This window comes from Streptomyces sp. NPDC036984 (assembly GCF_055607665.1).
Genome location: NZ_JBVJRL010000015.1, coordinates 129,918 through 154,150, shown reverse-complemented (window position 1 = coordinate 154,150; position 24,233 = coordinate 129,918). Strand labels below are relative to the sequence as shown.

The window sequence follows — 24,233 nt, the reverse complement described above, 5'->3', positions numbered from 1 at the left end:
CCGGTCAGGTCGTGGTCACGGCCGTGCGGCCGGAGCGCACGAGGTAGTGCTGCGGGAACGGGGTGCCCGCGTAGTCCAGGTCGCGTTCACCGCCGGGCAGCGGGCGCACACCGGGGCGCAGCAGCACGCGCCGCACCAGTTCCGGCACGATCACCTGGGCCGCGTACCGGCCGACGCAGTCGTGGGCGCCGTAGCCGAGAACGAGGTTGTGCGCGGGCGGGCGTCCGGGCCGGAACTCGGCCGGGGAGTCGAGCACCTCCTCGTCGAACATCGCGGACGCGAAGCAGGCCAGCACCACGCTCTTGGCGGGGATCAGGGTCTGTCGCGGGGTACCCGCGGCCAGCATGTGGTCGCGCACGCACAGCCGGGGCGTGACCGGCACGAACGGATGGAACCGCAGCGCCTCCCACACAAAGGCGTCGAAGCGGGCGGGGTCGCCCTCACCCGCCGCGCGCTCCGCCTCGACCAGCGCCTCGGGGCGCACGGCGAGTTCCTTGAGCGCGGTGGCCGTGCACTGGGTGGCGTTCTGCTGATAACCCGTCAAGTAACCGACCAGGTTCGCGTTGACCCGCTCGTCGTCGAAGCCGTACTCGGCGGGCAGCCGGGTGCCCAGCATCCGGCCGAGGACGTCGTCGGGGCCGTCCGCGGGGTGTGCGGCCCGCCGGCGGGCGATCAAATCGGCCACCCGGTCGTGCAGTTCCCGGCCCGCGGTGACGCCCGCCGCGTGGATCTCCGGATCGCGCTCGGGGTTGATGGCGAACGCCCACTGCATCCGGCGCGTGCAGGAGTGCAGTGTCTCCTCCTCGACGCCGGTGAACCCGAGGTAGGCGACCGCGACCCGGGCGGCGGCCAGCCGGGCGTAGTCCTGGATGAGATCGAAGGTGTCCGTGCCCCTGGCGATCACCTCGTCCAGCACCTCGTCGGCGATCCGCGCGGTCAGCTTCCGCACCCGCGGCGCGTCCTCCGCGGCGAGCACCAGCTGCCCGTACCCGCGCTCGCGCCAGTGCACGTCGGCGCCGTCCCGGGCGAGGATGAAGGGCGCGCCGAGCACATCCTCCAGCGCCGGTCCGAACACGCCCACGGTGAACGTCCCGGGCGTCGACAGCACCTCCAGGACGTCGGGGTGCCGGGTGACGAACACCCCGACCGGCGTGCTGAACACCGGCCGGTGGGCGCGCAGCTCGGCGAACAGGGACGCCTTGCCGCTCGCCATGGTCTGCCGCAGCAAGGCCACCCGCTGCGGGACGTCGTCCTCCGGGATCGCGTCGTACGCGGCGAGAAAGTCCATGACGGCCATTCAGCCACCGGCTCGGGAGCATTGCACGTCAAACGGGCATTCGGGGCAGTACGGTCGTACGCGCGAGCGCGGTGCCGGCGAGGACCGGCCCCAGGAGACTAGGCGGAGAGGAGTGCCCGATGCTGTCCGCATGGGCCGGGGCCCTGGTGCCCGTCTTCAGCGACACGAGCGTGAGCGGTGCCGGGCAGCTGGCGCAGCCGTCCGGCACCGGGTACGTCCTCGCCGCCAACCACACCTCGTTCTTCGACCCGGTGCTGCTCATCGGCACCCTGCACCGGCTCGGCCAGCGGCCCGCCGTGCTCGCCACCGCCGGGCTGTGGCGGGTGCCCCTGCTGGGCCGGGTCCTCGCCCGGGAGGGCCATGTGCCGGTGCACCGGGGCAGCCGCCGAGCCCCGGACGCCCTCCGGCACGCCGCAGACGCCCTCGCCGCCGGACGCGGGGTGCTCATCTACCCGGAGGGCGGCCTGCCCCGCTACCGCGCCTCCCACGACCGCCCGCCCGGACGCCTGAAGTCCGGGGTCGTCCGGCTCGCGCTGTCCACCGGCGTCCCGGTGATCCCGGTCGGGCACGCGGGCGCCCGCAGGGTCTCCTCCGGCAGCCGCGCCAAGCAGCTCGCGGGCTGGGCCACCGCGCCCCTGCGCCGCCCCCGTGTCCATGTGCACTTCGGTCCCGCGCTCCGCCTCGACACGTCCGAGCGCCCGCTGGACGACCTGGAGAACGCGCTCGCCCAGGCCTGGTCGAGCGCGGTCCGCGCCTTGGAGGGCAGCGACGGGGGCAGCCGCCTGCCCGCCGGGCAGCGCTGACCTCCTCCGGTCCGATTCGCGCATCCGGGTGGTAGCACCCGCCGACCTGGGCCGCACGGGTTGTGGCGGCCCGAAGCCGCGCTGCCCGGCACGGATAATCACGCCTCATGCAGCAGGTGAAAGCAGGCGCACGGCGAGCCCCGGTCGCGGTCACCGGACTGGGACTGGTCACCCCGGCGGGCGTCGGCCGGGACGCGGCCTGGGCGGGCCTGTGCGCCGGTCGGTCCACCGCCACCGCCGACTCCGCGCTGGCCGGCCTGCCCGTCGCCTTCTCCTGTCAGGTGCCCGGCCTGGACGCGGCCGGCCGGCTCGGCCACCGGCTGGCCCGCCGGCTGGACCGGTTCACGGCCTTCGCGCTGCTCGCGGCCCGCGAGGCCGTCGCCGACGCCGGGCTCGCAGCCGGCTCCTGGGACGGGGCCCGGGTCGGCGTGGTCATGGGCGTCGGCACCGGGTCCATGCAGGGCTGGCAGGCCGAGTTCGACCGGCTCGCCGACCACACCCCCGAACGCGTCTCCCCGCTGGCGCTGCCGCGCAGCGTGCCCAACATGGCCGCCGCCGAGATCGCCCTGGACCTCGGCGCGCGCGGCCCCAACATGGTGGTCAGCACCGCCTGTGCCTCCGGCACCAGCGCGATCGGCCTGGCCCGGGACTGGTTGTTGTCCGGCCACTGCGACCTGGTCCTGGCCGGCGGCAGCGAGTCGGCCCGGCTGCGGATGACCGCCGCCTGCTTCGCCCAGATGCGCGCCCTGTCGCGCCGCGCCCACACCCCCGACGCCGCCTCCCGCCCGTTCGACCGCGACCGCGACGGCTTCGTCCTCGGCGAGGGCGCCGCCGTCCTCGTCCTGGAACGCACCGAGGACGCCCGCGCCCGGGGCGCACGGCTCGAGGCCCTGCTCGCCGGGTTCGGCGCATCCTGCGACGCCCACCACTTCACCGCCCCGCACCCCGACGGCGACGGCGCCGCCCGCGCCCTCGGCGCCGCCCTCGCCGACGCCGGCCTCGCCCCCGAGGACATCGATCACGTCAACGCGCACGGCACCGCCACCCCGCAGGGCGACGCCGCCGAGCACCACGCGCTGCACCGGGTCTTCCACCGGCCCCCGCCCGTCACCGCGGTCAAGGGCACCCTCGGGCACGCCATCGGCGGCGCCGGGGCCATCGAGGCCGCCTGCACCGTGCTCACCCTGCGCCACCAGCTGATCCCGCCCACCGCCAATCTCGACACCCTCGACCCCGCCATGGACCTGGACGTCGTCGTCAAGGCGCCCCGCCCGCACCGGATACGAGCCGCCGTCAGCAACTCCTTCGGTTTCGGCGGCCAGAACGCCGTGCTCGCCTTCACCACCGTCGACTAGGCCCGGCCGGAGCGGACTGCGGGGCGCGCCGCCCCCGGCCCGGCGCGGCCTGCCGGAGCGCCCGCGGTCAGGGCCTGCCCGCTCAGCAGCAGCGGGCCGCCGTCGTGGTGTCGTGCCGGTGCCACATGGCGTCGATCACCCGGCCGTCGGGCAGTGTGTGCCGGGGCGGTCCCTTGTCGGGGACGAAGCCCGCGCCGGCCAGGGACCGTCGGCTCGCGGTGTTCCCGGGCTCGGCCCCGGCCCGCACCGTGACCAGGCCGACATGGGTGTGGGCCAGCTCCACGCCCGCGCGGAACAGCTCCGAGCCCAGGCCCCGGCCGCGGTGGTCCGGCGCCAGCCAACCGCCCATCTCGCCCGTGAGGTGCTGAAGTTCGAGGGCCCCGGCGTAACTGAGGTCGGACCGGCGCACGCACACCAGAAGAAGCGGGTCGTCCGGATCGGGCGCGTACGGCTCGGCCAGATCGGGGGGGATGCGCCGGCCGTCCTCACCGGCGGGCCGCCAGGCCAGCAGGGCCCGGCGCACACCGGGGTCGGGCAGCACCTCGTCCGCCAGGGTGCCGAGCCACCGCTGCGCCTCGGCGTCCGCGCTCGCGGCGAGCGCCGCCGCCACGTCCAGCCGGGTCCGCGGTGTGAACAGCAGCAGCCGTTCGGTGGCCAGCACGTGTCGCCCGGGCGTGCACCGCCCCGGCCTCGGCAGTCCGGACGCGGCCCGGCGACGGCGGATCAGCGACCAGACCATGGAACCCCCGGCGGAACGGCACGTGCGGCCAACACCAGAGCGGTGCCGAACACACCGCCCTCGGATGCGGACGGCCCGCACCGGCGGAGAATCTAGCGGGTGGCGGGGCGGGCTGCGGGAGGGGGTGGGGGAGTGCGTACGGGCGGGATGCGGGAGTGGGTGCGCGGGAACGCGGGAGAGGCGCGGCTTGTCGATGCCATGGCCGGCTGACACGGTCCGCGCAGGCCGCTGCGCCCCGCACCGGCGAGGGTGCGGGGCGCAGCGGGGGTGTGTCTTGTCAGTCGAAGGAGCGGATCTTGTAGCTGCCCATGAGATTGCCCCGGTACGCCACCGAGCCCTTGCGCTGGGTGAAGTTGGTGCCCGCGTAGACGTTCACGGGGCCGCCGGTCGTGCGATTGAAAGCCGACTTGGCGTTGTGGCTGGCGACCCATGCGCCGCACTTGGCGACGGTCTCGTCCACGGGGGGCACGGCCTGGCAGATGCTGCCCATGCCGTCCCAATTGCTGAAGAAGCAGAACTTCCCTTCCTGGCAGCGGTCGTACCCCGTGGCCGCGGGGCCCGCCGAAGCGGCGGAGATGCCCGCGGCGCCGAGAACGGTGGCCAGCGAGGCGGCGGTGAGCGCGGCGCGCAACGTGCCCATGAGTGTCTCCCTCGGTAGGTGGACTTCCGGTGTCACAAGACGCTGGCAGTCCCTCGGGGGCACCGCTACGGCATCGCTTCGTCCCGGACAGGGGAACCGTTGTCCGGCCTGCTCAGCGGCCTGTCCGGGACATCGTCGGGAGGCCGTCCGGCACTCGGATCACCCGCCGGCCGCCACGCATGCCGAGCCCACCCCGCCGGCACCTACGCCGGTTCGGGTTGCGGTTCCGGCTGCCGCACCGGGGGAGCCTGTGGTTCCCACACCCTGGTGGTCCGTACGTAGCGGTGGATCACCGAGGCCACCGCCAGAATGAGAAGCGGACCGAAGATCCACGGGTATGCGGCCATCTCCGTCGGCAGGAAGCGGTAGGAGAGCAAGAGCGCGGCGAAGACCGTCGCGCCGTGGCCGACCAGGTGGATTCCCGACCGGTCCCAGCCGCGTGCGAGCGAGCGCAGTGCTGCCTCGATCGTGAGCGTGAACACCACGCCGGCAATGATGTCCGCGCCGTAGTGGTAGCCGAATCCCAGCGTTGCGCCGAGCGTGGCGATCAGCCAGAAGGTGCCCGCGAATCGCAGCACGCGGGGGCCTTTGCGGGAATGGATGAAAATGGCGGTAGCCCACGCTGTGTGCAGGCTGGGCATGCAGTTGCGGGGGGTGATCGCGTCGTATGTCATCGGGTGCGGCATGGTGAGCGGCGGCGGTGTGTGCGGCCACAGATTGGCCACCGCCCAGTGCAGGCCGCCGGTGCCGGAGGCGCCCGGGCCGTAGGCGAAGACCGGTCCGACCACCGGGAAGATCATGTAGATGCCGGGCCCGAGGAGACCGATCACCAGGAAGGTGCGCACCAGATGGTGGGCCGGGAAGCGGCGCTCGACCGCCACGTGCCGTAGCTGGTACAGCGCGACGACGACCGCGAACACCGCAAGCTGAACGTAGACGTAGTCGAGGACATGGGCGCCGATCGGACCGGTGGCCCTGACGATCCGGCCTGCCACCCACGACGGGTCGCCCAGCGCGTGATCGGCGGTCGCCACGTACTGGTCGAGCACCGACGGGCGAGTTCTCGACGTGATGAGGAGCCAGGTGTCGCCCGTCTTGCGGCCGGCCACCAGCAGCAGGCCCAGCCCGACGCCCTTCAGCAGCAGGGCACGTTCCCGGCCCGTGCGGCGCGTGACAGCGATGACCGCACAACCCAGCATGACCCACAACGCGCCGCTGCCGAAGGGGTGGCCGGGGGTCATTTCGATGCCGGCGGCCCATCGCACCAGGAAGAAGACGATGTCGAAGCCGATCGCGACACCAGCCGCGATGAGCCGCTGCCGCCAGGTGAGCACCACCATCATCAACGCCATGCTGGCGTACAGAAGGAAACCCGATTTGGGAGGGAATGCCGCCTCACGCACCTGGTTGGTGATCGGCCCCGGCAGGCCGTAGCGCCGCGCGGCGATCTCCAGCGCGATGAGGAATCCGAGGGTCACCACAGAAGCGGTGGCCCACAGTATCGCCCGCGGCTGACGCCATGCGGCGAACCCGGTTCTGCCGTTTGTCCGCGGAAAGGCCCGCGTTGATCTGGGTATCAATTGTTCGGCCGATTTGCTAGATGCTGATTGAACGAGTCGGTTTTGCTGAGTGAGTTCGGTGCTCGAATTCCCGGCGCGCCGACAGAGGCGACGAGCGGATCCACCGGCTCGGAGGGGACCGGTGGCTCGGTCCCGGCTCATTGCGAACCGCGGCGGTCACGCGCTCGCGAAGGGCATGCGAGGCCACTGCCATAGCTCCGCCGCCCCTCGGCGCAACGCCCGCTCGCTTCATGGACTCCGCCCCCTCTAGTGCCATCGGGCACCCTACCTGGCGGTGCCGCACCGGCCGGCGCGGCAGGGCTGCTGAGAAGTACCGCTCAGGCGGCCCGGTCCCGAGAGCCGGGCTTGGGGCGGGTGCCGGTCCAGGACGGGTCGGCGGCCGGGGCGGGGGCGGAGGCGTGGGGGGAGTGGTGCATGGCGGTCCTTCGGACGGGTGAGGGACGGTCCGTGGTGGTGATGTCTGCGGGGGTGACGCCGGCTGGGGTGGATGACGGTGCCGCCCGGCGGAGCGAGCGGAGCAGCCTGGTACCGGCGTGTCACCTCCGCCGCGGGTCGGCGCATCGATGCCGCGCAGGACCGAGCGGAAGCGGTCCTACCTCGCCGGTGTCCGTCAGGCGGTTCGGCGAGCGCCGGCCCGGGCCGGCAGCCGGTGCGGTGGCTGCCCGCCGGCCGGTATTCGGCCGGGATGGGCCACGGTGTGCGCCGCACGGTGCGGAGGCCGTCCACGGTCCGCTCTCCGGCCGGGAGTCACGGCGTTCGCCGTACGGCGTGGAGCGTGCCTGCCATCGCATACCCGGTCGTGCTCGGTCACCCGGTCGTGCTGGTTCACCCGGTCGTGAAAGGTGCCCTCGTCCGCCGCGCGGTGCAGAAGCGGCACCGCGGTCGGCAGCGATTCGCCCTGCCCCGAGTGAAGTTTCCGCGGTCGGTCATCGTCACGCGGTCGGGGGAGGGAGGGCGGAGCCATCGCCGTGCGCCTTTCGTCCGGCCTCGCGGGTGAGGAGTGCGGGCGTCGGGCCGGCCGTTCGGGCAGCAGACGTCGCACCACCTGCGGGGAGGCCGTGCCGGCGGCTTGTCTCCCGCAAGCCGGCCGCGCCGCCTGCTCCTTGAGTCAGCCGGAGCAGTGAGTCCACTCTGGCACCCGGCAACCACGACCCGCAACCGGCAAGTTGAAAATTGCAAGTGGCCAAGTGCATGCTGCATCCGCCAGAACGTGATCGAATGGGTGGCGAAGCGATCGCGCGCGAGAGTGAACCGGGACCACACGAGGGGGTGGGCGTGACCACGGAGACCGACTGGGGCGGCGCCCCTTCCGTGCTGCGCATGATCCTCGGCAGACAGCTGGAGGAACTGCGCGCCCGGGCCGGCCTCAGCTATGACGAGGCGGGCGCGGCCATCGGGGTCAGCCACTCCACGATCCGCCGCATGGAGGCCGCCAAGGTGGCCCGGCTGCGGCTCGCGGACGCCGAGAAACTCCTCCAGGTCTACGGCGTCACCGACCAGCAGGAGATCGACACCTTCCTCCAGTCCGTGCGCGAGGCCAACAAGCGGGGCTGGTGGCACACCTACCGCGACGTCATGCCCGACTGGTTCGCCGCCTACCTCAGCCTGGAGCAGGCGGCCCTCCAGATCCGCGCGTACGAGAACCAGTTCGTGCACGGCCTGCTCCAGACCGAGGACTACGCCCGCGCCCTGCTCACCGCGGCCCATCCGCACGCGTCCGCCGAGGCCACCGAACGGCGGGTCGCGCTGCGCACGCGCCGCCAGGAGCTGCTGGCCAGAGCGGCACCGCCGCGGCTGTGGGTGGTGATGGACGAGACCGTGCTGCGCTGGCCGGTCGGCGGACCCGAGGTGATGCGCGCGCAGATCGGCCACCTCATCGAGGTCAACCGGCTGCCGCACGTCACCGTGCAGCTCATGCCGTTCGCCAACGGGCCGCATCCCGCCCTGCGGGCCGGCGCCTTCCACCTCTTCCGGTTCCGGGCCCGCGAACTGCCCGACATCGCCTGCCTCAACGGGCTCGTCGGGGCCGCCTACCTGGACAAGGCCGACGACGTCGTGGTCTACCGGGAAGCCCTCGACCGGCTGAGCGCCCAGGCCGCGCCCGCCAGGAGGACCGAGACCCTGCTCAGCACGCTGCGCGAGGAGTGGTGACCGGCACACGCACCCGCCGACGCGAAGCCCCCCGACCCCCGACCCGAATGGGAGACACGGCGTTGCCCGACAACGGATGGCCGGCCGACCGGATCGACACCGAGAACGCCCACTCCGCCCGCATCTACGACTACATACTCGGCGGCAAGGACTACTATCCCGCCGACAAGGAGGCGGGCGACGCGATGTCCCGGGAGTGGCCCGCGCTCCCGGTGCACATGCGCGCCAACCGGGACTTCATGAACCGTGCCGTGCGCTGGCTCGCCGAGGAGGCGGGCATGCGCCAGTTCCTGGACATCGGCACCGGCATCCCGACCTCGCCCAACCTGCACGAGATCGCCCAGGCCGTGGCCCCCGATTCCCGGGTCGTCTACGTCGACAACGACCCGATCGTGCTCACCCTCTCGCAGGGCCTGCTGGCCAGTGCCCCCGAGGGCCGGACGGCGTACATCGAGGCCGACTTCCGTGATCCGGCGGCCATCCTGGACGCGCCCGAGCTGCGCGCGACCCTGGACCTGAGCCGGCCCGTCGCTCTCACCGTCATCGCGATCGTCCACTTCATGCTGGACGCGGACGACGCCGTGGGTGTCGTACGGAGGCTGCTGGAGCCGCTCCCGTCGGGCAGCCATCTCGCGATGTCGATCGGCACCGCCGAGTTCGCGCCCGAGGAGGTGGGCCGCGTCGCCCGCGAGTACGCGGCCCGCAACATGCCGATGCGGCTGCGCACCCTGGACGAGGCCCACGAATTCTTCGCGGGCCTGGACCTGGTCGAGCCGGGCATCGTCCAGGTGCACAAGTGGCACCCCGACGGCAGCGGCGAGCAGGGTGTCCGCGACGAGGACATCGCCATGTACGGCGCGGTCGCCCGCAAGCCGTGACAGACCCGGGGCCGGGGTCCGACCCACCTCCCGGACCCCGGCCCCGCCCCGTCGTACGACGGGCCGGGGCGGTGTCCCGGCCGCTAGTGTGAGCTCGTGTACACCACCTGCGTCACCCGGCATGTGCAGGCACCCCCGGACGCCGTCTACCGGGTCCTCACCGACCCGGAGGCGCTCGTGGTCCGGCGGGTCCCGGCCGGCATGACCGCCCGCGTGCACACCTTCGACGTCCGCGAGGGCGGTTCCTTCCGGATCTCCCTCATCTACGACGACCCGGCCGGCGCCGGCAAGTCCGGCGGGTGCACGGACACCTACAAAGGCCACTTCGCCCGGCTGGTGCCCGGAGAGCTGGTCGTCGAGGTCTTCGCCTTCGAGACCGGCGACGACGCCCTGCGCGCGACCATGACCATGACGACGACGCTCACCGCGGCCGGCGGCGGCACCGACGTGGAGATCCGGCACGAGGGCGTCCCCGACCCCATTCCCCGCGACGACAACGAGCTGGGCACGCGCACGGCCCTCGACCAGCTCGCCCGGGTGGTCGAGGGGGCGAGTCGCCCACCGGCTGAACCGGGATGGCCGAAAGGCGCGGGAATCGGGTCTTGAATTCGGCACAACCTTTCCGTGGCTCGGCTGCCGGGAATCGTCGGGAAAGAAAGTCAAAAGAAGCGGAACCGTGGCGCGGGAATTGCGGTCTTAAGGTCCGTCGACGGCCGGGATCAGTCCGGTCGCGAAGTATCCGGGGGAATGAAACGTATGTCCGTCCGTAACCGCAAGACCCTCTTCACCGCCGTGGCCCTCACCGCCGGCCTCACCCTGGCCGCCGTCACGCCCGCCCTCGCGGGGGTCACCGCGAGCCACACCACCCGTGCCGCCGCCGTGTCCTCCGCCCAGGGCGACCCGCGCAACGTCACCCAGCACGTCGCCGACTTCTACGGCGCCTACATCGACTCGGTCTGGGCCACCGACGACCCGAGCGCCGCGGCCAGCGCCAAGGCCCTGCGTGGCTTCTACCTCTCCGCCGCCGCCCAGAAGAAGGTCGCCGCCTACGAGAAGAAGCAGCACGCGGACGGCATCCTGTTCGCGCAGAACGTGCCGGTGAAGTGGAAGGTGGCGTACACCGGGTCCGGTGCGGGCCACGCCACCAGCCGGGTCACGCTCACCTGGGGCGACGGGCCGCACGCGCAGGTCAGCCGGATCGACGTCCAGTCCGACCTGAAGACCCAGAAGATCACCGACCTGAAGCCGGCCGGCTGACCGGCGGACGGGCCGATCGGCCTGGCTCGATCGGCGGCACCGGTGGTACCGGGCGCGCGGTCCCGCCCCGCCCCATTCGGAGCGGGGCCGCCCGCCCCGCCGTACCGTCGGCCGCGCGAGTACGTCAGCCGCGGCCGTGCGGGCGGTACTGCCGCGGCAGCGGCATGCCGCGGTCGGCCATGATCCGGCGTACGCGGTCGGGATAGTCGGTGATGATCCCGTCGACGCCCAGGTCCATCAGCGCCTCGACGGTCGCCGGGTCGTCACAGGTCCACGGCACCACCTTCAGCCCCCGGGCGTGCGCCTCCGCGACCATCGCCGCGTCCGAGTAGAACCGGAACCCGGGGTCGCCGACCTTGCCGGTCTGCGGGAAACCGTAGTTGGGGGAGAGGGTCGTGACCCCGGGAAGCGTCGCCGCGGCCCTGACGAAGTCCCCGCCGTAGTCGTCCGCGTCGATCCCGCCCAGCCACGGGGACGCGCCGGGCTTGCCGACCTGAAGGAAGTCGTAGTTGGTCAGCGCCACCAGCGGCCGCTTCGGCGCCAGCCGGTGCATCACCTTCAGCGCGCCCCAGTCGAAGGACTGGATGGTGACCTGCCGCTCGATGCCCGAGCGGTGGATCTCCTCGTACACCCGGCGGACGAACACCTCGCGCGGAGCGGTCTCCTCGGGCGCGCCCGCCTCCACCTTGGTCTCGATGTTCAGCTTCACACCCCAGGCGTGGTAGCTCCTGACCAGGCCGAGGACGTCCTTCAGCTCCACCATCCGGAAGCCCTTGACGACCTCTTGCTCGGGGAAGCCGGGCAGCTGCTGATAGCCGCAGTCCAGCGTCTTGATCTGAGTCAGCGTCAGATCCTTGATGAACCTGCCGGCATACGGGTACATCGGGTCGCCGGGCGTGACCGGGCCGGTGTCCCGGCACTTGACGCCGCTGATCCGGCGGTCGTGGTTGACCACCACCTTCAGGTCCTTGGTGACGTGGGTGTCCAGCTCCAGCGTGGACACCCCGAGCCGCATCGCCTTGCCGAAGCCCTCCAGGGACTCCTCGGTCGTCATCCCGAGGCCGCCGCGGTGTGCCTGGAGGTCGAAGCGGGCCTTCGCGGGGCCGCCCGGCGCCGCCTGCGCGGCCGCCGGGGACCACAGCGCCGGCAGCAGGGCGAGGCCGGCGAGCAGGTGTCGTGCGCGTACGGGCAGGTGTCGTACGGACATCCGGAACCTCACTCGGGGTCGAAGAGGGCGTGGGTACGCCGTCAGGCGTCGGAACCGAAGGCCGAAGCGCCGCAGATTCTCGCAACGCCCCGACGGGGCGGGCCACCCTCCGAACTGAACATTGCCGCACAGGCAGTCGACACGCAGACGTCTTGCCCCGCGATCCGGCGCACGGGACGACGCCACGGAGTGCCACCCCACGGAGGGGCTCCCCGTCCGGAAAGCGGGCTGCTCAGCCGTGCCGGGGCTGCTCGGCGCGGCCGTGGTGGCGGCGGCGCTCGGTGGGTGTGCGGTGCAACGCGATCAGTGCGGCGTCGTCGCCGAGCCGGCCGCCGGCGTGGGCCAGCAGATCGCGCCGCAGGTGGTGCATCAGCGCCTCGGGGCTGTCCTCCGTCCACCGCGCGGCCCGGTCGGCGAGCGGATAGAACCGGCCACGCTCGTCCCGGGCCTCCACGACCCCGTCGGTGTACAGCAGCAGCGTGTCGCCCGGCTCGAACGAGAACACGTCCAGCGTGTGCTCGGCACCGGCGTGCACCCCGAGCGGCGGCGACGGATGCAGGCTCGGGACCGTGACGACGTGACCGGGGCTCAGCAGCAGCGGCGGCGGATGACCGCAGCTCGTCATCCGGGTGACCGGGTCGCGGTCCGGGATCTCCACGAGCAGCGCGGTGGCGAACCGCTCGCCCACCTCGTCCGGCGGATCCAGGTCGGCCGCGTAGCGGGTGATGCTCTGGTCCAGGCTGGTGGCCAGGTCCGCCAGCGGGATGTGCCGGTGGGCGCTCTCCCGGAAGGCGCCGAGCAGCAGCGCCGCCTCGCCGATGGCGGGCAGGCCCTTGCCCCGGACGTCGCCGATCAGGACGCGGACCGAGCCGTCGCACGGGGTCGTCGCGTAGAGGTCGCCGCCGATCTGTGCCTCGTCCTCCGCCGCCAGGTAGAGCGAGGCGATCCGCAGCGTGCCGATCTGCTCGGGCAGCGGCCACATCAGGACGTGCTGCGCGGCCTCGGCGACCGTGCGGACCTGGGCCAGCTGGGCCTGCCGGCGCTCACGCAGGGCGCTGTAGAGGACGGTGAGCACCACGAGGACCGAGAGGGTGATGATCTGCACGATGTGGTTCGTGGTGCCGATCCCCCCGTGGTGGATGCCGATGAAGACCTGAGCGGCGACCGCGAGCACGCCGATGCCCGCCGTGGTCCGCGGCCCGGCGAAGGAGGGGGTGAGCGCGGGCGCGATCACCAGGGCCGGCCCGAGGTGGATGTCGTTCGGGGTCCGCAGGTCCACCACCGTGATCACCACGATGAGCGCGACCGGGAGCAACAGCAGTGCGTGGACCGACTGCCACGGCTGCCGCGGACCCGCGCGCCAGAGCCGGGGTGCCATGCCTACCAGCGTGCTCCCGGGCCGGTCGGGCGGCCACTCGCCACCGGGGCGGCCGGCGGATCTCCTCCCTGGTCCCCGGCGGCCTCCCGCTCGGCGTCTTCGGCAAGACGCTCCACGACATCGGGGCCCCTGTCCACGGCAGCGGCTCCGCAGTCCTCGGTGTCCGGCATGGCGATCGTGCTGGTGCTGGTGCCGCGGCGCCGCAGCCCCGCCCTCCTCCCCCGTCAGGGCCTCACCGCCGGAACCACGGCGCTCGCCCGGCGGACTGAACCTTTCCCCGGGCGCCGTGTCGGTGACGGCACGCCGGGTACCCGTAGCTCCCCCGGGGCGGATCCGGCCGTCCCAGGGGTGCAGGGTGCCGAATGGAGAGGTCATGACGCAGAACGGGGAGGAAACCGCGCCCCTCCGGCGACCGGAGGTCACCGAACTCCGCCTCGCCACGGACGAAGCGAACGCGCAGCCCGCGCCGGACCCGTCGGAGCCGCCGGACCCGTCGCAGCTGCCGCAGGACCGCAGCCAGGCGATCCTGGAGGCCGCCAAGCAGATCGGCGCGCTCCTCAAACGCGCCGGCCACCCCTTCGCGCTGGCCGGAAGCGTGGCCGTCTACGCCCACGGAGGCAGTCGCTACCTCCAGCACGACGCCGACTTCGCCATCCTGCCCGACGACGCCGAAGCGGTGGCCGTCACGCTGCGCGAGGCCGGTCTCGCCGTACGGATCCCGCCGGAGGACTGGCTGCTGAAGACCACCTGCCACGGGCAGAACGTCGACATCATCTTCGCGCTGGCACACCAGCCCGTCACCCGGGACATGCTCGACCGGGCCCATGTCCTGCCGGTCGACTCGGTGCTCATGCCCGTCCTCTGCCCGACCGATCTGATCCACAGCCTGATCAGTGCCTTCTCGGAGCACTACTGCGACTTCGGGTCGGTCCTGCCGGTGGCCCGCGCCGTCCGCGAGAAGGTCGACTGGGACGTGGTCCGCGCCGCCTGCGGCGACCAGCCCATGCCCGCCGCCTTCCTCTTCCTCCTCGAACGGCTGCACGTGATCGACGCCCAGGAGGGGCAGCCATGACCGACACGAGCCCGCCGCCCCCGCCGACGGCGGGGAACCTGGACTACCGCATCGCCCACCTCGCCGAGCACCTGGCCGCCGGAGAGCTGGGAGAACTGGGCGTACGACTCGAGATGCGCGGCGACGCCGTCATGCTCACCGGCACGGTGCCGTCCACCCAGTGCCGGGACGACATCCTGCGCATGGCCCGTGAGGAGCTGGCGGGGCACCCCGTCCACAGCGACCTGCTCGTCGCCGGGACCTCCTCGCCCGACCACGGAGAGGACCTGACATGATCCGCGTCGCGGCCGTCGGGGACATCCACATGGGCCCCGAGAGCCAGGGGACTCTGCGCCCCTCCTTCGAGACACTGCCCGGATGCGCCGACGTCCTGCTGCTCGCCGGCGACCTCACCCGGCACGGCACCCCCGAGGAGGCGGCGGTCGTCGCCCGGGAGATCAAGGACCTCGGGGTGCCCGTCGTCGCCGTACTCGGCAACCACGACCACCACGACGACAAGCCCGAGGAGGTCACCGCGATCCTCCGGGACGCGGGCGCGCACGTCCTCGAGGGGCAGGCGGCCGTCGTCACCGCCGACGGCGCCCGTATCGGCGTCGCCGGGACCAAAGGCTTCTGCGGCGGCTTCGTCGGCCGCTGCGCGGGGGAGTTCGGCGAACCGCTCATGAAGGAGTTCGTCCGCTACAGCCGCCGGTGCGCCGACAGTCTGCACGGCGCCCTGAAGCACCTGGACGAGCGGGACTGCGACGTACGGATCGCCCTCACCCACTTCTCGCCCGTCCCGGACACCCTGGCCGGCGAGCCGCTGGAGATCTATCCGTTTCTCGGCAGCTATCTGCTGGCGGAGGCGATCGACACCGGCGGCGCCGACCTCGCGGTGCACGGGCACGCCCACGCCGGCACCGAGCACGGCATGACCAGCGGGGGCGTCCGCGTGCGGAACGTCGCCCAGCCGGTGATCGGGCAGGCGTTCCACGTGTACCACCTGCCCGGCCGGCGCGGGTAGCGCCGGCGCGGCCGGTCAGGCCGCCGTGCTCAGAGCCTCCCGGCCGGTCACATCGCCGTCCTTCGCGGGCAGCGTCAGCGTCACCGGGCCGCCGCGGCGGCGCACCAGCAGACCCGCGCCGATCGACCCGGCGATGAGCAGCCCGCCGGCGACCAGGGCGCCGCGCGCTCCGGCCCACTCCATCAGCAGGCCCAGCAGCGGCGGCCCGCCGAGGCCCCACACCGTGCCGATGCTGCTCCACACCCCGAGCACCCGGCCGCGCAGATGCGGCGGCGGATCGGTCTGGAGCACGGCCGTACCGGCGGTGTCGGAAACGGACTCCACGATCGCCATCGGCAGCACCAGCACCAGCAGCACCGCCAGCGACGGCGACAGACCCGCCACCACCTGGAGCAGCGCGCCCGCCGCCGCGAGCAGACCCACGGTCCGCACGGACGGCTTGCGCAACCGGGCGCCGAGGACCGCGCCGAGGATGCCGCCGACGGCCAGCACGGTGGAGACCGTGCCGAACGCCCCGGCGCCACCCGCCAGCGGTCCGGTGACGAGGACGGCGAGGGTCAGGCCGTAGTTGCGGCCGAAGACGGAACTGATCCCGGTGATGCCCGCGAGAGCGACCAGGCGGGGCCGGCGCGCGAAGAAGGACAGGCCCTCCCGCACGGTCATCCCGGCCCGCGCCGGTACGGCCCGCGGCCCGGCCGCCCGGACCTCGGCGACCCCGGGCACCGGACGTAGGAACGGCACCACCGAGGCCACGAAGAGGAACGACAGCCCGTTGGCGGCGTACGCGGCGCCCGTGCCGAGGAAGCCGACCGCCACCCCGGCCAGCGCCGTGCCGGCCAGCCGGCCCGCACTGTGCACGAGCGCGCCGACACCGATCGCGGACGGCACGTCCGCCACCGGCACGAGATCGTTGCCGAGCAGTGCGCAGGCCGGCCCGTCGACGGTGGCGATGACGCCGGTCACGGCGGCCAGCACCAGCAGGGCCGTCATGTCGATCCGGTCCAGTGCCACGAGCAGCGCCGTGGTGAAGGCGACCGCGCCGAGCAGGGCCTGGCTGACGGCGACCGTCAGCTTCCGGGGCCAGCGGTCCACGGCCGCCCCGCCGAGGAGGCTCACGAACAGCGCGGGCGCAGCCTGCACCGACATCGACAGACCGGTCGCCGCGGCCGAGCCGGTGATGTGCAGCACGAGCAGGTTCTGCACGGTGAGCTGCATCCAGGTACCGGCGTTGGAGACGAAGTTCGCCGCCGACCACCAGCGCATGCTCCGGTACCGCAGGGACCGCCACGGCGAACGGGAGGCCGGGGCGGAGCTGGACATGGACGTGGACGTGGACAGGGCAGAGGCAGAGGGCACGGCGGGGTACTCGACAACCGGGAAAGCGGGAGAGACCGGCGGGGCCCGTCGGGCCGGCTGCGTTGCACGGCCGGGCCGCCTGGTCAGGGCGCCGACCATGCTGGCAGACAGGACGGGCGAGTCGACGCCACCGCCTTCGCGGGCGCAGACCGACCGCCGCGAAACACCGCTTGCCGTACGCCGGTTGGGGCCTCGCGTGGGGTTCCTCACAGGCCCTGTTCCAGCCGTGCCGGGGCGGGGCTACGCGGACGGCGGCAGAAGCGCCGGTCCGCCGAAACGGAGGCGTGTCATGCGTGAGCACCATCGAGCCGCGACGTCGGCTCCCCGGTCACGCTCCGGCGCGACCGGTCACCGTCTTCCCCGCACCGGTACCGAACTTCCCCGCACCGGTACCGAACCGGCCACCGCGCGCAGCGCCGTGCGACTCCGGCTGCTGCTCTCCGCCGTCTTCCTGCCCGTGTTCGCCGCGGCGACCGCCGGATTCGCGGTGTGGGCCGCGCACGAGGGCCCGGGCGGCAGCCCGGGCACCGGCCCGCTCACCGCCCTCACGGGGGTGTGCGGGCTCCTCGCCCTGGCGGCGGCGCTGGACCTCGCGGTGCTGACGGCACGACGACGGCGGGACCACGGGGCCGGGCGGTGACCCGGCCGCACTGCGCACCCCCTCCAGGACCCGGGCCGGCTGCCGGCACCGCGCCACGACATGGCCCTGCACCCTGCCGCGTCATGTGGGGCGGCCGGCCACACAGCAGCAGCGCCCCCCACCACCGGGCCCCGGTGACGGGCGCGGCGACCATCGCCAAGGGGTACGGAAGGACCATCGCCGTGCGCGGAGAGGAGCGGGTCACCTGCTCCTGGCTGCCCAGCCAGGCCACCCGCTCCTCGCGGACCGCGTCCGCGACCGGCGCGGACGCGGTCACCGGGACCCGCGCCCACGGTGCGGCGAGCGAGGCCGGCTCACCGCACACCGCCTCCAGCCGCAGCAACTGTTCGTCCGGCGTGAGCAGATACAGCGCGCCGGTGCGGCGCGCCGTCTCCGTGAAGACCGCGTCCCCCCCGGTGGGGCCGGCCGGATCCACCGCGCCGGTCACATGGCACCTCCAGCATCGGCAGCGGGCGGCAGGCCGTCCGGCACCTGGGCGGCGACGGACTAGCGGTTGACCGTCCGCATCCCCGCCTCGTCGTACCGCTCGCCCGCAGCCTCGGGCAGCTCGGCGTCGATGCGGGCCAGGTCGTCCTCGGTCAGCTCGATGCCGACCGCGCCGGCGTTCTGCTCCAGGTAGGCGCGGCGCTTGGTACCCGGGATCGGTACCAGGTCCTCGCCCTGGGCCAGCACCCAGGCGATGGCCAGCTGGGCCGGGGTCACGTCCTTCTCGGCCGCGATCTCCTTCACCTTCTCCGCGAGCCGCAGGTTCGCGTCGATGTTGGCGTCGGTGAAGCGCGGGTTGCTGCGGCGCCAGTCGTCCTTGTCCAGCTCGTCGGGCGAGGAGAAGCGGCCCGCCAGGAAGCCGCGGCCGAGCGGCGAGTACGGCACGAAGCCGATACCCAGCTCCCGGCAGGCGGGCAGCACCTCGGCCTCCACCTCCCGCGACCACAGCGAGTACTCGCTCTGCACGGCGGTGATCGGGTGCACGGCGTGGGCGCGCCGGATGGTCTCGGCGCTCGCCTCGCTCAGCCCGATGCCCCGCACCTTGCCTTCGGCGACCAGCTCGCCCAGCGCACCGACCGTCTCCTCGATCGGCACGTCCGGATCCACCCGGTGCTGGTAGTAGAGGTCGATGTGGTCGGTGCCGAGCCGCTCCAGGGAGCCGTGGACGGAGCTGCGCACATGCTCCGCGGAACCGTCCTGCCGGCCGACCGTGCTCATGTCGCCCGGTACGGCGTTGTCCATTCGGTAGTTGAACTTCGTAGCGATCACATACTCGTCGCGATGCCCCCGTATCGCCTTACCGACCAGCGACTCGTTGCTGAGCGGGCCGTAGACCTGCGCGGTGTCGAGGAAGGTGATGCCGAGTTCCAGGGCGCGCCGGATGGTCGCGATGCCCTCCTCCTCGTCGGCGGAGCCGTAGAAGGCGGACATACCCATGCATCCGAGGCCGATGGCCGATACCTGGAGGTCCCGAAGACTGCGCTTCTGCATGCCGTGTCCCAGCCTTTCCTGCACACTCGTTCGTCGTTGCGGACGACACGAAGGCCCTCGTTCCATCCAGTCCATCTAGCGACGGATTCGGTCGACCGGCATCCCGTGGGGAACACCGGCCGACGTGCCCTCGTGCGACCCGGTGTCCGCGACGCTATGAGCTGGAGCGCACTCCAGCGCAAGTCAGGCATGTGCCGGCGCTTCGACTCCCGAATAGAGGAGACCGGCACCGGGGGACGGATCCGCGGGGGCGCGGGTTGCCTTCCGGCCCTCGTTTTCCGCGCTGTACACCTGTGGGTCTTCCCACACCGCGGCAAGGCCGGGAGAGATCCGCACATCTATACGATGGCGCCGGAAACGGACGGATGACGGACAAACGTCTCGCACGGTCGGACCGCCGGAAGCGAGGCGGAGGGGGCGATGGGGATGACGGGGGAGCCGAAGGCGACGGGCCGCCGTGCCTCATGAGCGCTGAGGGGCGCACCAGACGGTTCCGCGCGCTGGTCGCGCGTCCGGCCCGCTGCGCCGGACGCACACTGCGGGCCGAGTGGTACGCCGTCGTCGTCGACCCGTTACGACGGCTCGTGCGGCGCGGACTGTCCGGGCTGCTGCTGGCCTTCGTCGCCGCGTTCGGCGTCGTCCTCTTCCACGACATCGCCCAGCACCCCACCGGAGCGCTGTGGGTACGGCGGCTCGGCGGCGTCCAGGCCGACCTGCCGCTGTGGCTCTCCCTGTTGCGCACCCCCGTGTCCCTGTACGTCCCGGCGCTCGACCTGCCGGTGTGGGCGGGCATCACTCAGCTGTTCCTCGCCTTCGCCCTGGCCGAACTGACCCTGGGCCGGGCCCGGACCCTGGTGATCGCCTACGTCACCACGCTGGCCGGCACCCTCACCGCCCGGCTCATGATCGCGCTCGGCCCCGGTTGGTGCGGGTTCGGGCTGCCGCCCGAGGCCGGGAAGGTGCTCGACACCGGGCCCTCCGCGGCCGTCGTGGGCCTGTTCACCTATCTCGCGGTGATCCGGCGCGCGCCTGTGGTGTTCACGCTGACCGGCGGCTCGATGGTGTGGGAGTCCGTCGCCGTGCCCAACCTGGCCGGCCGTGAACACCTGGTCGCGGTGGCCGCGGCGATCGTCCTGGGGCTTCTGCACGGCCGACGGGACCGGATCCGCGCGGCCGTGCGGTCCGCGCTGCCCACGGGAGGGACCGGCCACACCCGCGCGGACCCGGCGACGCCCCCCGCGCCCCCCTGTGCCGCGACCACCGTCGATGTTCGTGGCGATCTTCCAGCGGTCCAGATCCGGGTCGCATGGCCGGAAGAGCGCCAGTGCCGTAGGCGTCAAGGAACGCCTTGAAGTCGCGCGGCAGCGCCGAGCCGACATAGTCCTCGACCTCGACCCAGTCGTCGGGCGATGGGTCTCGGACCGGTGGCGGGCCGAACAGTTGCACCAGGTCATCCAGACCCGCCGTACGCCCCACTTGCTTGATCGGCGGTTGTCGGCGGCAAACCTGGCCAGACGCGGCTGTGGGGATCAAAGGGAGAGAGGGATCGGCAGCCACCCCCGCCGAGTCATCTCACGACGTCGATCGCTCGCGACTACGGAGTGCCGCGGGTCGTGCAACGTCCAGTCGGTGCCGAGCTCGTCGTTCGACCGTTGGAGGATCCGCCGCATCGCCCGGCAGCTCAGCGGCTTGTCGCGGCCCCGCCGGTCCTCACCGCCCCGCCGCGGTGCCGCTTCCGACCGGACCCGGCCGGCGGCGACGGCGCGCCCCTGTGGCGTCGCCCACCCCGTCAATGTGATGGTTTTCGCACATCGACCTGTGCGGGCACCCCCTAGGGTGGCCGCGAGTACGGCAGGGCATGGCTGACACCAGGGTGTTCGTCGCCGGCAGGCAGCTGAAGGGAATCCAGGATGTTCCGCAAGGTGCTGGTCGCCAACCGTGGAGAGATCGCGATCCGCGCGTTCCGGGCGGGTTACGAACTAGGCGCCCGCACGGTCGCCGTGTTCCCGCACGAGGACCGCAACTCGCTGCACCGGCTGAAGGCCGACGAGGCGTACGAGATCGGAGAACCGGGGCATCCGGTCCGGGCCTACCTCTCCGTCGAGGAGATCGTGGGCGCCGCCCGCCGGGCGGGCGCCGACGCCGTCTACCCGGGGTACGGCTTCCTGTCGGAGAACCCCGAACTGGCCCGCGCCTGCGAGGAGGCGGGCATCACCTTCGTCGGCCCCAGCGCGGCCATCCTGGAGCTGACCGGCAACAAGGCCCGCGCGGTCGCCGCCGCCCGCGCGGCGGGCGTACCTGTGCTGGGCTCCTCCGCCCCCTCCACCGACGTCGACGAACTGATCCGCGCCGCCGAGGAGATCGGCTTCCCCGTCTTCGTCAAGGCGGTGGCGGGCGGCGGCGGGCGCGGCATGCGCCGGGTGGAGGACCCGGCCCAGCTGCGCGAGTCCATCGAGGCCGCCTCCCGCGAGGCCGCGTCCGCGTTCGGCGACCCGACCGTCTTCCTGGAGAAGGCCGTCGTCGAGCCCCGCCACATCGAGGTGCAGATCCTCGCCGACGGCGAGGGCAACGTCATCCACCTCTTCGAGCGCGACTGCTCGCTGCAGCGCCGGCACCAGAAGGTCATCGAGCTGGCGCCCGCCCCCAACCTCGACCCGGCACTGCGCGACCGGATCTGCGAGGACGCCGTCCGCTTCGCCCGCGAGATCGGCTACCGCAACGCCGGCACGGTGGAGTTCCTGCTCGACCGCGACGGCAACCACGTGTTCATCGAGATGAACCCGCGCATCCAGGTCGAGCACACGGTGACCGAGGAGGTCACCGACGTCGACCTGGTCCAGTCCCAGCTCCGCATCGCCTCCGGCGAGACCCTCGCCGACCTCGGCCTCGCCCAGGACACGGTCACCCTGCGCGGCGCCGCCCTCCAGTGCCGTATCACCACCGAGGACCCCGCCAACGGATTCCGCCCGGACACCGGCCGGATCAGCGCCTACCGCTCGCCGGGCGGCTCCGGCATCCGGCTCGACGGCGGCACCACCCACGCCGGCACGGAGATCAGCGCGCACTTCGACTCGATGCTGGTCAAGCTCACCTGCCGGGGCCGCGACTTCCAGGCCGCGATCGGCCGGGCTCGGCGCGCCGTCGCCGAGTTCCGCATCCGCGGTGTGGCCACCAACATCCCGTTCCTGCAGGCCGTGCTGGACGACCCCGACTTCCAGGCGGGACGGGTCACCACCTCCTTCATCGAGCAGCGCCCGCACCTGCTCACCGCCCGCTCCTCCGCCGACCGCGGCACCAAGCTGCTCACCTACCTCGCCGACGTCACCGTCAACAAGCCGCACGGCCGGCGGCCCGACCTGCTCGACCCGCTGACCAAGCTGCCGCCGCTGCCCGCCGGCGAGCCGCCCGCCGGCTCCCGTCAGCTCCTCGTGGACCTCGGCCCCGAGGGCTTCGCCCGGCAGCTGCGCGAGTCGCCGACCATCGGCGTCACCGACACCACGTTCCGCGACGCCCACCAGTCCCTGCTCGCCACCCGGGTGCGCACCAAGGACCTGCTCGCCGTCGCCCCGGTCGTCGCCCGCACCCTCCCGCAGCTGCTGTCCCTGGAGTGCTGGGGCGGCGCCACCTACGACGTCGCCCTGCGCTTCCTCGCCGAGGACCCCTGGGAGCGGCTGGCCGCCCTGCGCGAGGCCGTCCCCAACATCTGCCTCCAGATGCTGCTGCGCGGCCGGAACACCGTCGGCTACACCCCGTACCCGACCGAGGTCACCGACGCCTTCGTGCAGGAGGCCGCCGCCACCGGCATCGACATCTTCCGCATCTTCGACGCCCTCAACGACGTCGGCCAGATGCGGCCCGCCATCGAGGCGGTACGGGAGACCGGCACCGCGATCGCCGAGGTCGCCCTCTGCTACACCGCCGACCTCAACGACCCGGCGGAGCGGCTGTACACCCTCGACTACTACCTGCGTCTCGCCGAGCAGATCGTCGAGGCCGGCGCCCACATCCTGGCCGTCAAGGACATGGCCGGACTGCTGCGCGCCCCGGCCGCGGCCAAGCTCGTCTCGGCGCTGCGCCGCGAGTTCGACCTGCCCGTGCATCTGCACACGCACGACACCGCGGGCGGTCAGCTCGCCACCTACCTCGCCGCGATCCAGGCCGGCGCGGACGCGGTGGACGGCGCGGTCGCCTCCATGGCCGGTACGACCTCGCAGCCGTCGCTGTCCGCGATCGTCGCCGCCACCGACCACTCCGACCGCCCCACCGGCCTCGACCTCCAGGCGGTCGGCGACCTGGAGCCGTACTGGGAGGGCGTCCGCAAGATCTACGCCCCCTTCGAGGCGGGCCTCGCCTCGCCGACCGGCCGGGTCTACCACCACGAGATCCCCGGCGGCCAGCTGTCCAATCTGCGCACCCAGGCCGTCGCCCTCGGCCTCGGCGACCGCTTCGAGGACATCGAGGCGATGTACGCCGCCGCCGACCGCATCCTCGGCCGCCTGGTCAAGGTGACCCCGTCCTCCAAGGTGGTCGGTGACCTGGCCCTGCACCTGGTCGGCGCCGGAGTCTCCCCGAAGGACTTCGAGGCGACCCCGGACAGGTTCGACATCCCCGACTCGGTGATCGGCTTCCTGCGCGGCGAGCTGGGCACCCCGCCCGGCGGCTGGCCGGAGCCGTTCCGCACCAAGGCGCTCCAGGGCCGGACCGCGGCCAAGCCCGCCCCCGAGCTGTCCGCCGAGGACCGGGAGGGGCTGGCGAAGGACCGCCGCGCCACTCTCAACCGGCTGCTGTTCCCCGCCCCGACCCGCGAGTTCGAGACGCACCGGCAGTCCTTCGGCGACACCAGCGTGCTGGACAGCAAGGCGTTCTTCTACGGGCTGCGCCCGGGCAAGGAGTACGCCGTCGACCTGGAGCCCGGGGTCCGGCTGCTGATCGAGCTCCAGGCGATCGGCGAGGCCGACGAGCGCGGTATGCGCACTGTGATGTCGACCCTCAACGGCCAGCTCCGGCCGATCCAGGTCCGGGACCGCGCGGCGGCCTCCGACGTGCCCGTGACGGAGAAGGCCGACCGCTCCAACCCCGGCCACGTCGCGGCCCCGTTCGCCGGAGTGGTGACCCTCGCCGTCGGCGAGGGCGACGAGGTGGCGGCCGGCGCCACGATCGCCACCATCGAGGCGATGAAGATGGAGGCCACGATCACCGCCCCGAAGGCGGGCCGGGTGTCCCGGCTGGCCATCAACCGCATCCAGCAGGTGGAGGGCGGAGACCTGCTGGTGGAGCTGTCCTGACGCCGGCCGCGAGCCCGGCGCCGGCGCTTGCCCGACGCTCGCGCCCGGCCGGCCCACGCGCTTGACCGACGCCCGTCACTCGCCGCCGGCCGGAC

At 72.9% G+C, this 24,233-nt stretch carries 20 protein-coding genes; 12 read left to right on the top strand and 8 right to left on the bottom strand.

Annotated elements, in window-relative coordinates; translation table 11 throughout:
* Positions 1 to 4: 4 nt before the first annotated feature.
* On the bottom strand, positions 5 to 1,288 hold the full coding sequence (locus tag ACZ7DL_RS26020; RefSeq protein ID WP_470777500.1) for a cytochrome P450: 1,284 nt from the start codon (positions 1,286 to 1,288) through the stop codon (positions 5 to 7).
* 128 nt (positions 1,289 to 1,416) lie between these two features.
* On the opposite strand from ACZ7DL_RS26020, the gene ACZ7DL_RS26015 reads away from it, so the two are divergent.
* Both ACZ7DL_RS26015 and ACZ7DL_RS26010 read left to right on the top strand, forming a co-directional pair.
* A complete protein-coding gene (locus ACZ7DL_RS26015) occupies positions 1,417 to 2,100 on the top strand; it encodes a lysophospholipid acyltransferase family protein (RefSeq protein WP_470777498.1) in 684 nt (227 codons plus the stop codon).
* A 107-nt stretch (positions 2,101 to 2,207) separates the two neighbouring features.
* Positions 2,208 to 3,455, top strand: a complete 1,248-nt coding sequence (locus ACZ7DL_RS26010) for a beta-ketoacyl-[acyl-carrier-protein] synthase family protein (RefSeq protein ID WP_470777496.1) — start codon at positions 2,208 to 2,210, stop codon at positions 3,453 to 3,455.
* Positions 3,456 to 3,537: 82 nt separating this feature from the next.
* Here ACZ7DL_RS26010 and ACZ7DL_RS26005 read toward each other — a convergent pair whose 3' ends face one another.
* The 3 genes from ACZ7DL_RS26005 to ACZ7DL_RS25995 form a co-directional block, all read right to left on the bottom strand.
* Positions 3,538 to 4,116, bottom strand: a complete 579-nt coding sequence (locus tag ACZ7DL_RS26005; protein ID WP_470777493.1) for a GNAT family N-acetyltransferase — start codon at positions 4,114 to 4,116, stop codon at positions 3,538 to 3,540.
* A gap of 355 nt (positions 4,117 to 4,471) precedes the next feature.
* Positions 4,472 to 4,834 carry a peptidase inhibitor family I36 protein gene (locus ACZ7DL_RS26000; protein ID WP_470777491.1) on the bottom strand — a complete coding sequence of 121 codons (363 nt, stop codon included), beginning with the start codon at positions 4,832 to 4,834 and terminating at the stop codon, positions 4,472 to 4,474.
* Between the two features lie 203 nt (positions 4,835 to 5,037).
* A complete protein-coding gene (locus ACZ7DL_RS25995; RefSeq protein ID WP_470777490.1) occupies positions 5,038 to 6,315 on the bottom strand; it encodes a phosphatase PAP2 family protein in 1,278 nt (425 codons plus the stop codon).
* Positions 6,316 to 7,689: 1,374 nt separating this feature from the next.
* On the opposite strand from ACZ7DL_RS25995, the gene ACZ7DL_RS25990 reads away from it, so the two are divergent.
* From ACZ7DL_RS25990 to ACZ7DL_RS25975, 4 genes are all read left to right on the top strand, one after another.
* Positions 7,690 to 8,565 (top strand): helix-turn-helix domain-containing protein, encoded by an 876-nt coding sequence (locus ACZ7DL_RS25990; protein ID WP_470777488.1) that lies wholly within the window; start codon positions 7,690 to 7,692, stop codon positions 8,563 to 8,565.
* Between the two features lie 62 nt (positions 8,566 to 8,627).
* Positions 8,628 to 9,443 carry an SAM-dependent methyltransferase gene (locus ACZ7DL_RS25985; protein ID WP_470777486.1) on the top strand — a complete coding sequence of 272 codons (816 nt, stop codon included), beginning with the start codon at positions 8,628 to 8,630 and terminating at the stop codon, positions 9,441 to 9,443.
* 96 nt (positions 9,444 to 9,539) lie between these two features.
* On the top strand, positions 9,540 to 10,049 hold the full coding sequence (locus ACZ7DL_RS25980) for an SRPBCC domain-containing protein (RefSeq protein WP_470777484.1): 510 nt from the start codon (positions 9,540 to 9,542) through the stop codon (positions 10,047 to 10,049).
* Between the two features lie 150 nt (positions 10,050 to 10,199).
* A complete protein-coding gene (locus ACZ7DL_RS25975; protein ID WP_470777483.1) occupies positions 10,200 to 10,700 on the top strand; it encodes a hypothetical protein in 501 nt (166 codons plus the stop codon).
* 124 nt (positions 10,701 to 10,824) lie between these two features.
* Here ACZ7DL_RS25975 and ACZ7DL_RS25970 read toward each other — a convergent pair whose 3' ends face one another.
* Positions 10,825 to 11,907 carry a glycerophosphodiester phosphodiesterase family protein gene (locus ACZ7DL_RS25970; protein ID WP_470777481.1) on the bottom strand — a complete coding sequence of 361 codons (1,083 nt, stop codon included), beginning with the start codon at positions 11,905 to 11,907 and terminating at the stop codon, positions 10,825 to 10,827.
* 232 nt (positions 11,908 to 12,139) lie between these two features.
* Positions 12,140 to 13,285, bottom strand: a complete 1,146-nt coding sequence (locus ACZ7DL_RS25965; protein ID WP_470777479.1) for a PP2C family protein-serine/threonine phosphatase — start codon at positions 13,283 to 13,285, stop codon at positions 12,140 to 12,142.
* A 373-nt stretch (positions 13,286 to 13,658) separates the two neighbouring features.
* On the opposite strand from ACZ7DL_RS25965, the gene ACZ7DL_RS25960 reads away from it, so the two are divergent.
* From ACZ7DL_RS25960 to ACZ7DL_RS25950, 3 genes are read left to right on the top strand one after another with little or no spacing between them, the layout of a single operon-like run.
* Positions 13,659 to 14,357 carry a hypothetical protein gene (locus tag ACZ7DL_RS25960; protein WP_470777478.1) on the top strand — a complete coding sequence of 233 codons (699 nt, stop codon included), beginning with the start codon at positions 13,659 to 13,661 and terminating at the stop codon, positions 14,355 to 14,357.
* Positions 14,354 to 14,632 carry a BON domain-containing protein gene (locus ACZ7DL_RS25955; protein WP_470777476.1) on the top strand — a complete coding sequence of 93 codons (279 nt, stop codon included), beginning with the start codon at positions 14,354 to 14,356 and terminating at the stop codon, positions 14,630 to 14,632. Before ACZ7DL_RS25960 ends, ACZ7DL_RS25955 begins: the two co-directional genes overlap by 4 nt.
* Positions 14,629 to 15,360, top strand: a complete 732-nt coding sequence (locus ACZ7DL_RS25950; protein ID WP_470777473.1) for a metallophosphoesterase family protein — start codon at positions 14,629 to 14,631, stop codon at positions 15,358 to 15,360. The genes ACZ7DL_RS25955 and ACZ7DL_RS25950 overlap by 4 nt, the downstream gene beginning before the upstream one ends.
* A 15-nt stretch (positions 15,361 to 15,375) precedes the next feature.
* Here the strand turns inward: ACZ7DL_RS25950 and ACZ7DL_RS25945 are convergent, their stop codons facing one another.
* The gene (locus tag ACZ7DL_RS25945; protein WP_470777616.1) at positions 15,376 to 16,623 is read right to left on the bottom strand and encodes an MFS transporter; all 1,248 of its coding nucleotides are present in this window, start codon (positions 16,621 to 16,623) and stop codon (positions 15,376 to 15,378) included.
* 382 nt (positions 16,624 to 17,005) lie between these two features.
* Here ACZ7DL_RS25945 and ACZ7DL_RS25940 point away from each other — a divergent pair, with 382 nt between their 5' ends.
* Positions 17,006 to 17,356 (top strand): DUF6343 family protein, encoded by a 351-nt coding sequence (locus ACZ7DL_RS25940; RefSeq protein WP_470777471.1) that lies wholly within the window; start codon positions 17,006 to 17,008, stop codon positions 17,354 to 17,356.
* A 507-nt stretch (positions 17,357 to 17,863) separates the two neighbouring features.
* On the opposite strand, the gene ACZ7DL_RS25935 is transcribed toward ACZ7DL_RS25940, so the two are convergent.
* Complete coding sequence (locus ACZ7DL_RS25935) at positions 17,864 to 18,853, bottom strand: aldo/keto reductase (protein ID WP_470777469.1); 990 nt, start codon at positions 18,851 to 18,853, stop codon at positions 17,864 to 17,866.
* Between the two features lie 464 nt (positions 18,854 to 19,317).
* On the opposite strand from ACZ7DL_RS25935, the gene ACZ7DL_RS25930 reads away from it, so the two are divergent.
* Positions 19,318 to 20,205 (top strand): hypothetical protein, encoded by an 888-nt coding sequence (locus tag ACZ7DL_RS25930; protein WP_470777468.1) that lies wholly within the window; start codon positions 19,318 to 19,320, stop codon positions 20,203 to 20,205.
* Positions 20,206 to 20,763: 558 nt separating this feature from the next.
* On the top strand, positions 20,764 to 24,138 hold the full coding sequence (locus tag ACZ7DL_RS25925; RefSeq protein WP_470777466.1) for a pyruvate carboxylase: 3,375 nt from the start codon (positions 20,764 to 20,766) through the stop codon (positions 24,136 to 24,138).
* Positions 24,139 to 24,233 lie beyond the last annotated feature (95 nt).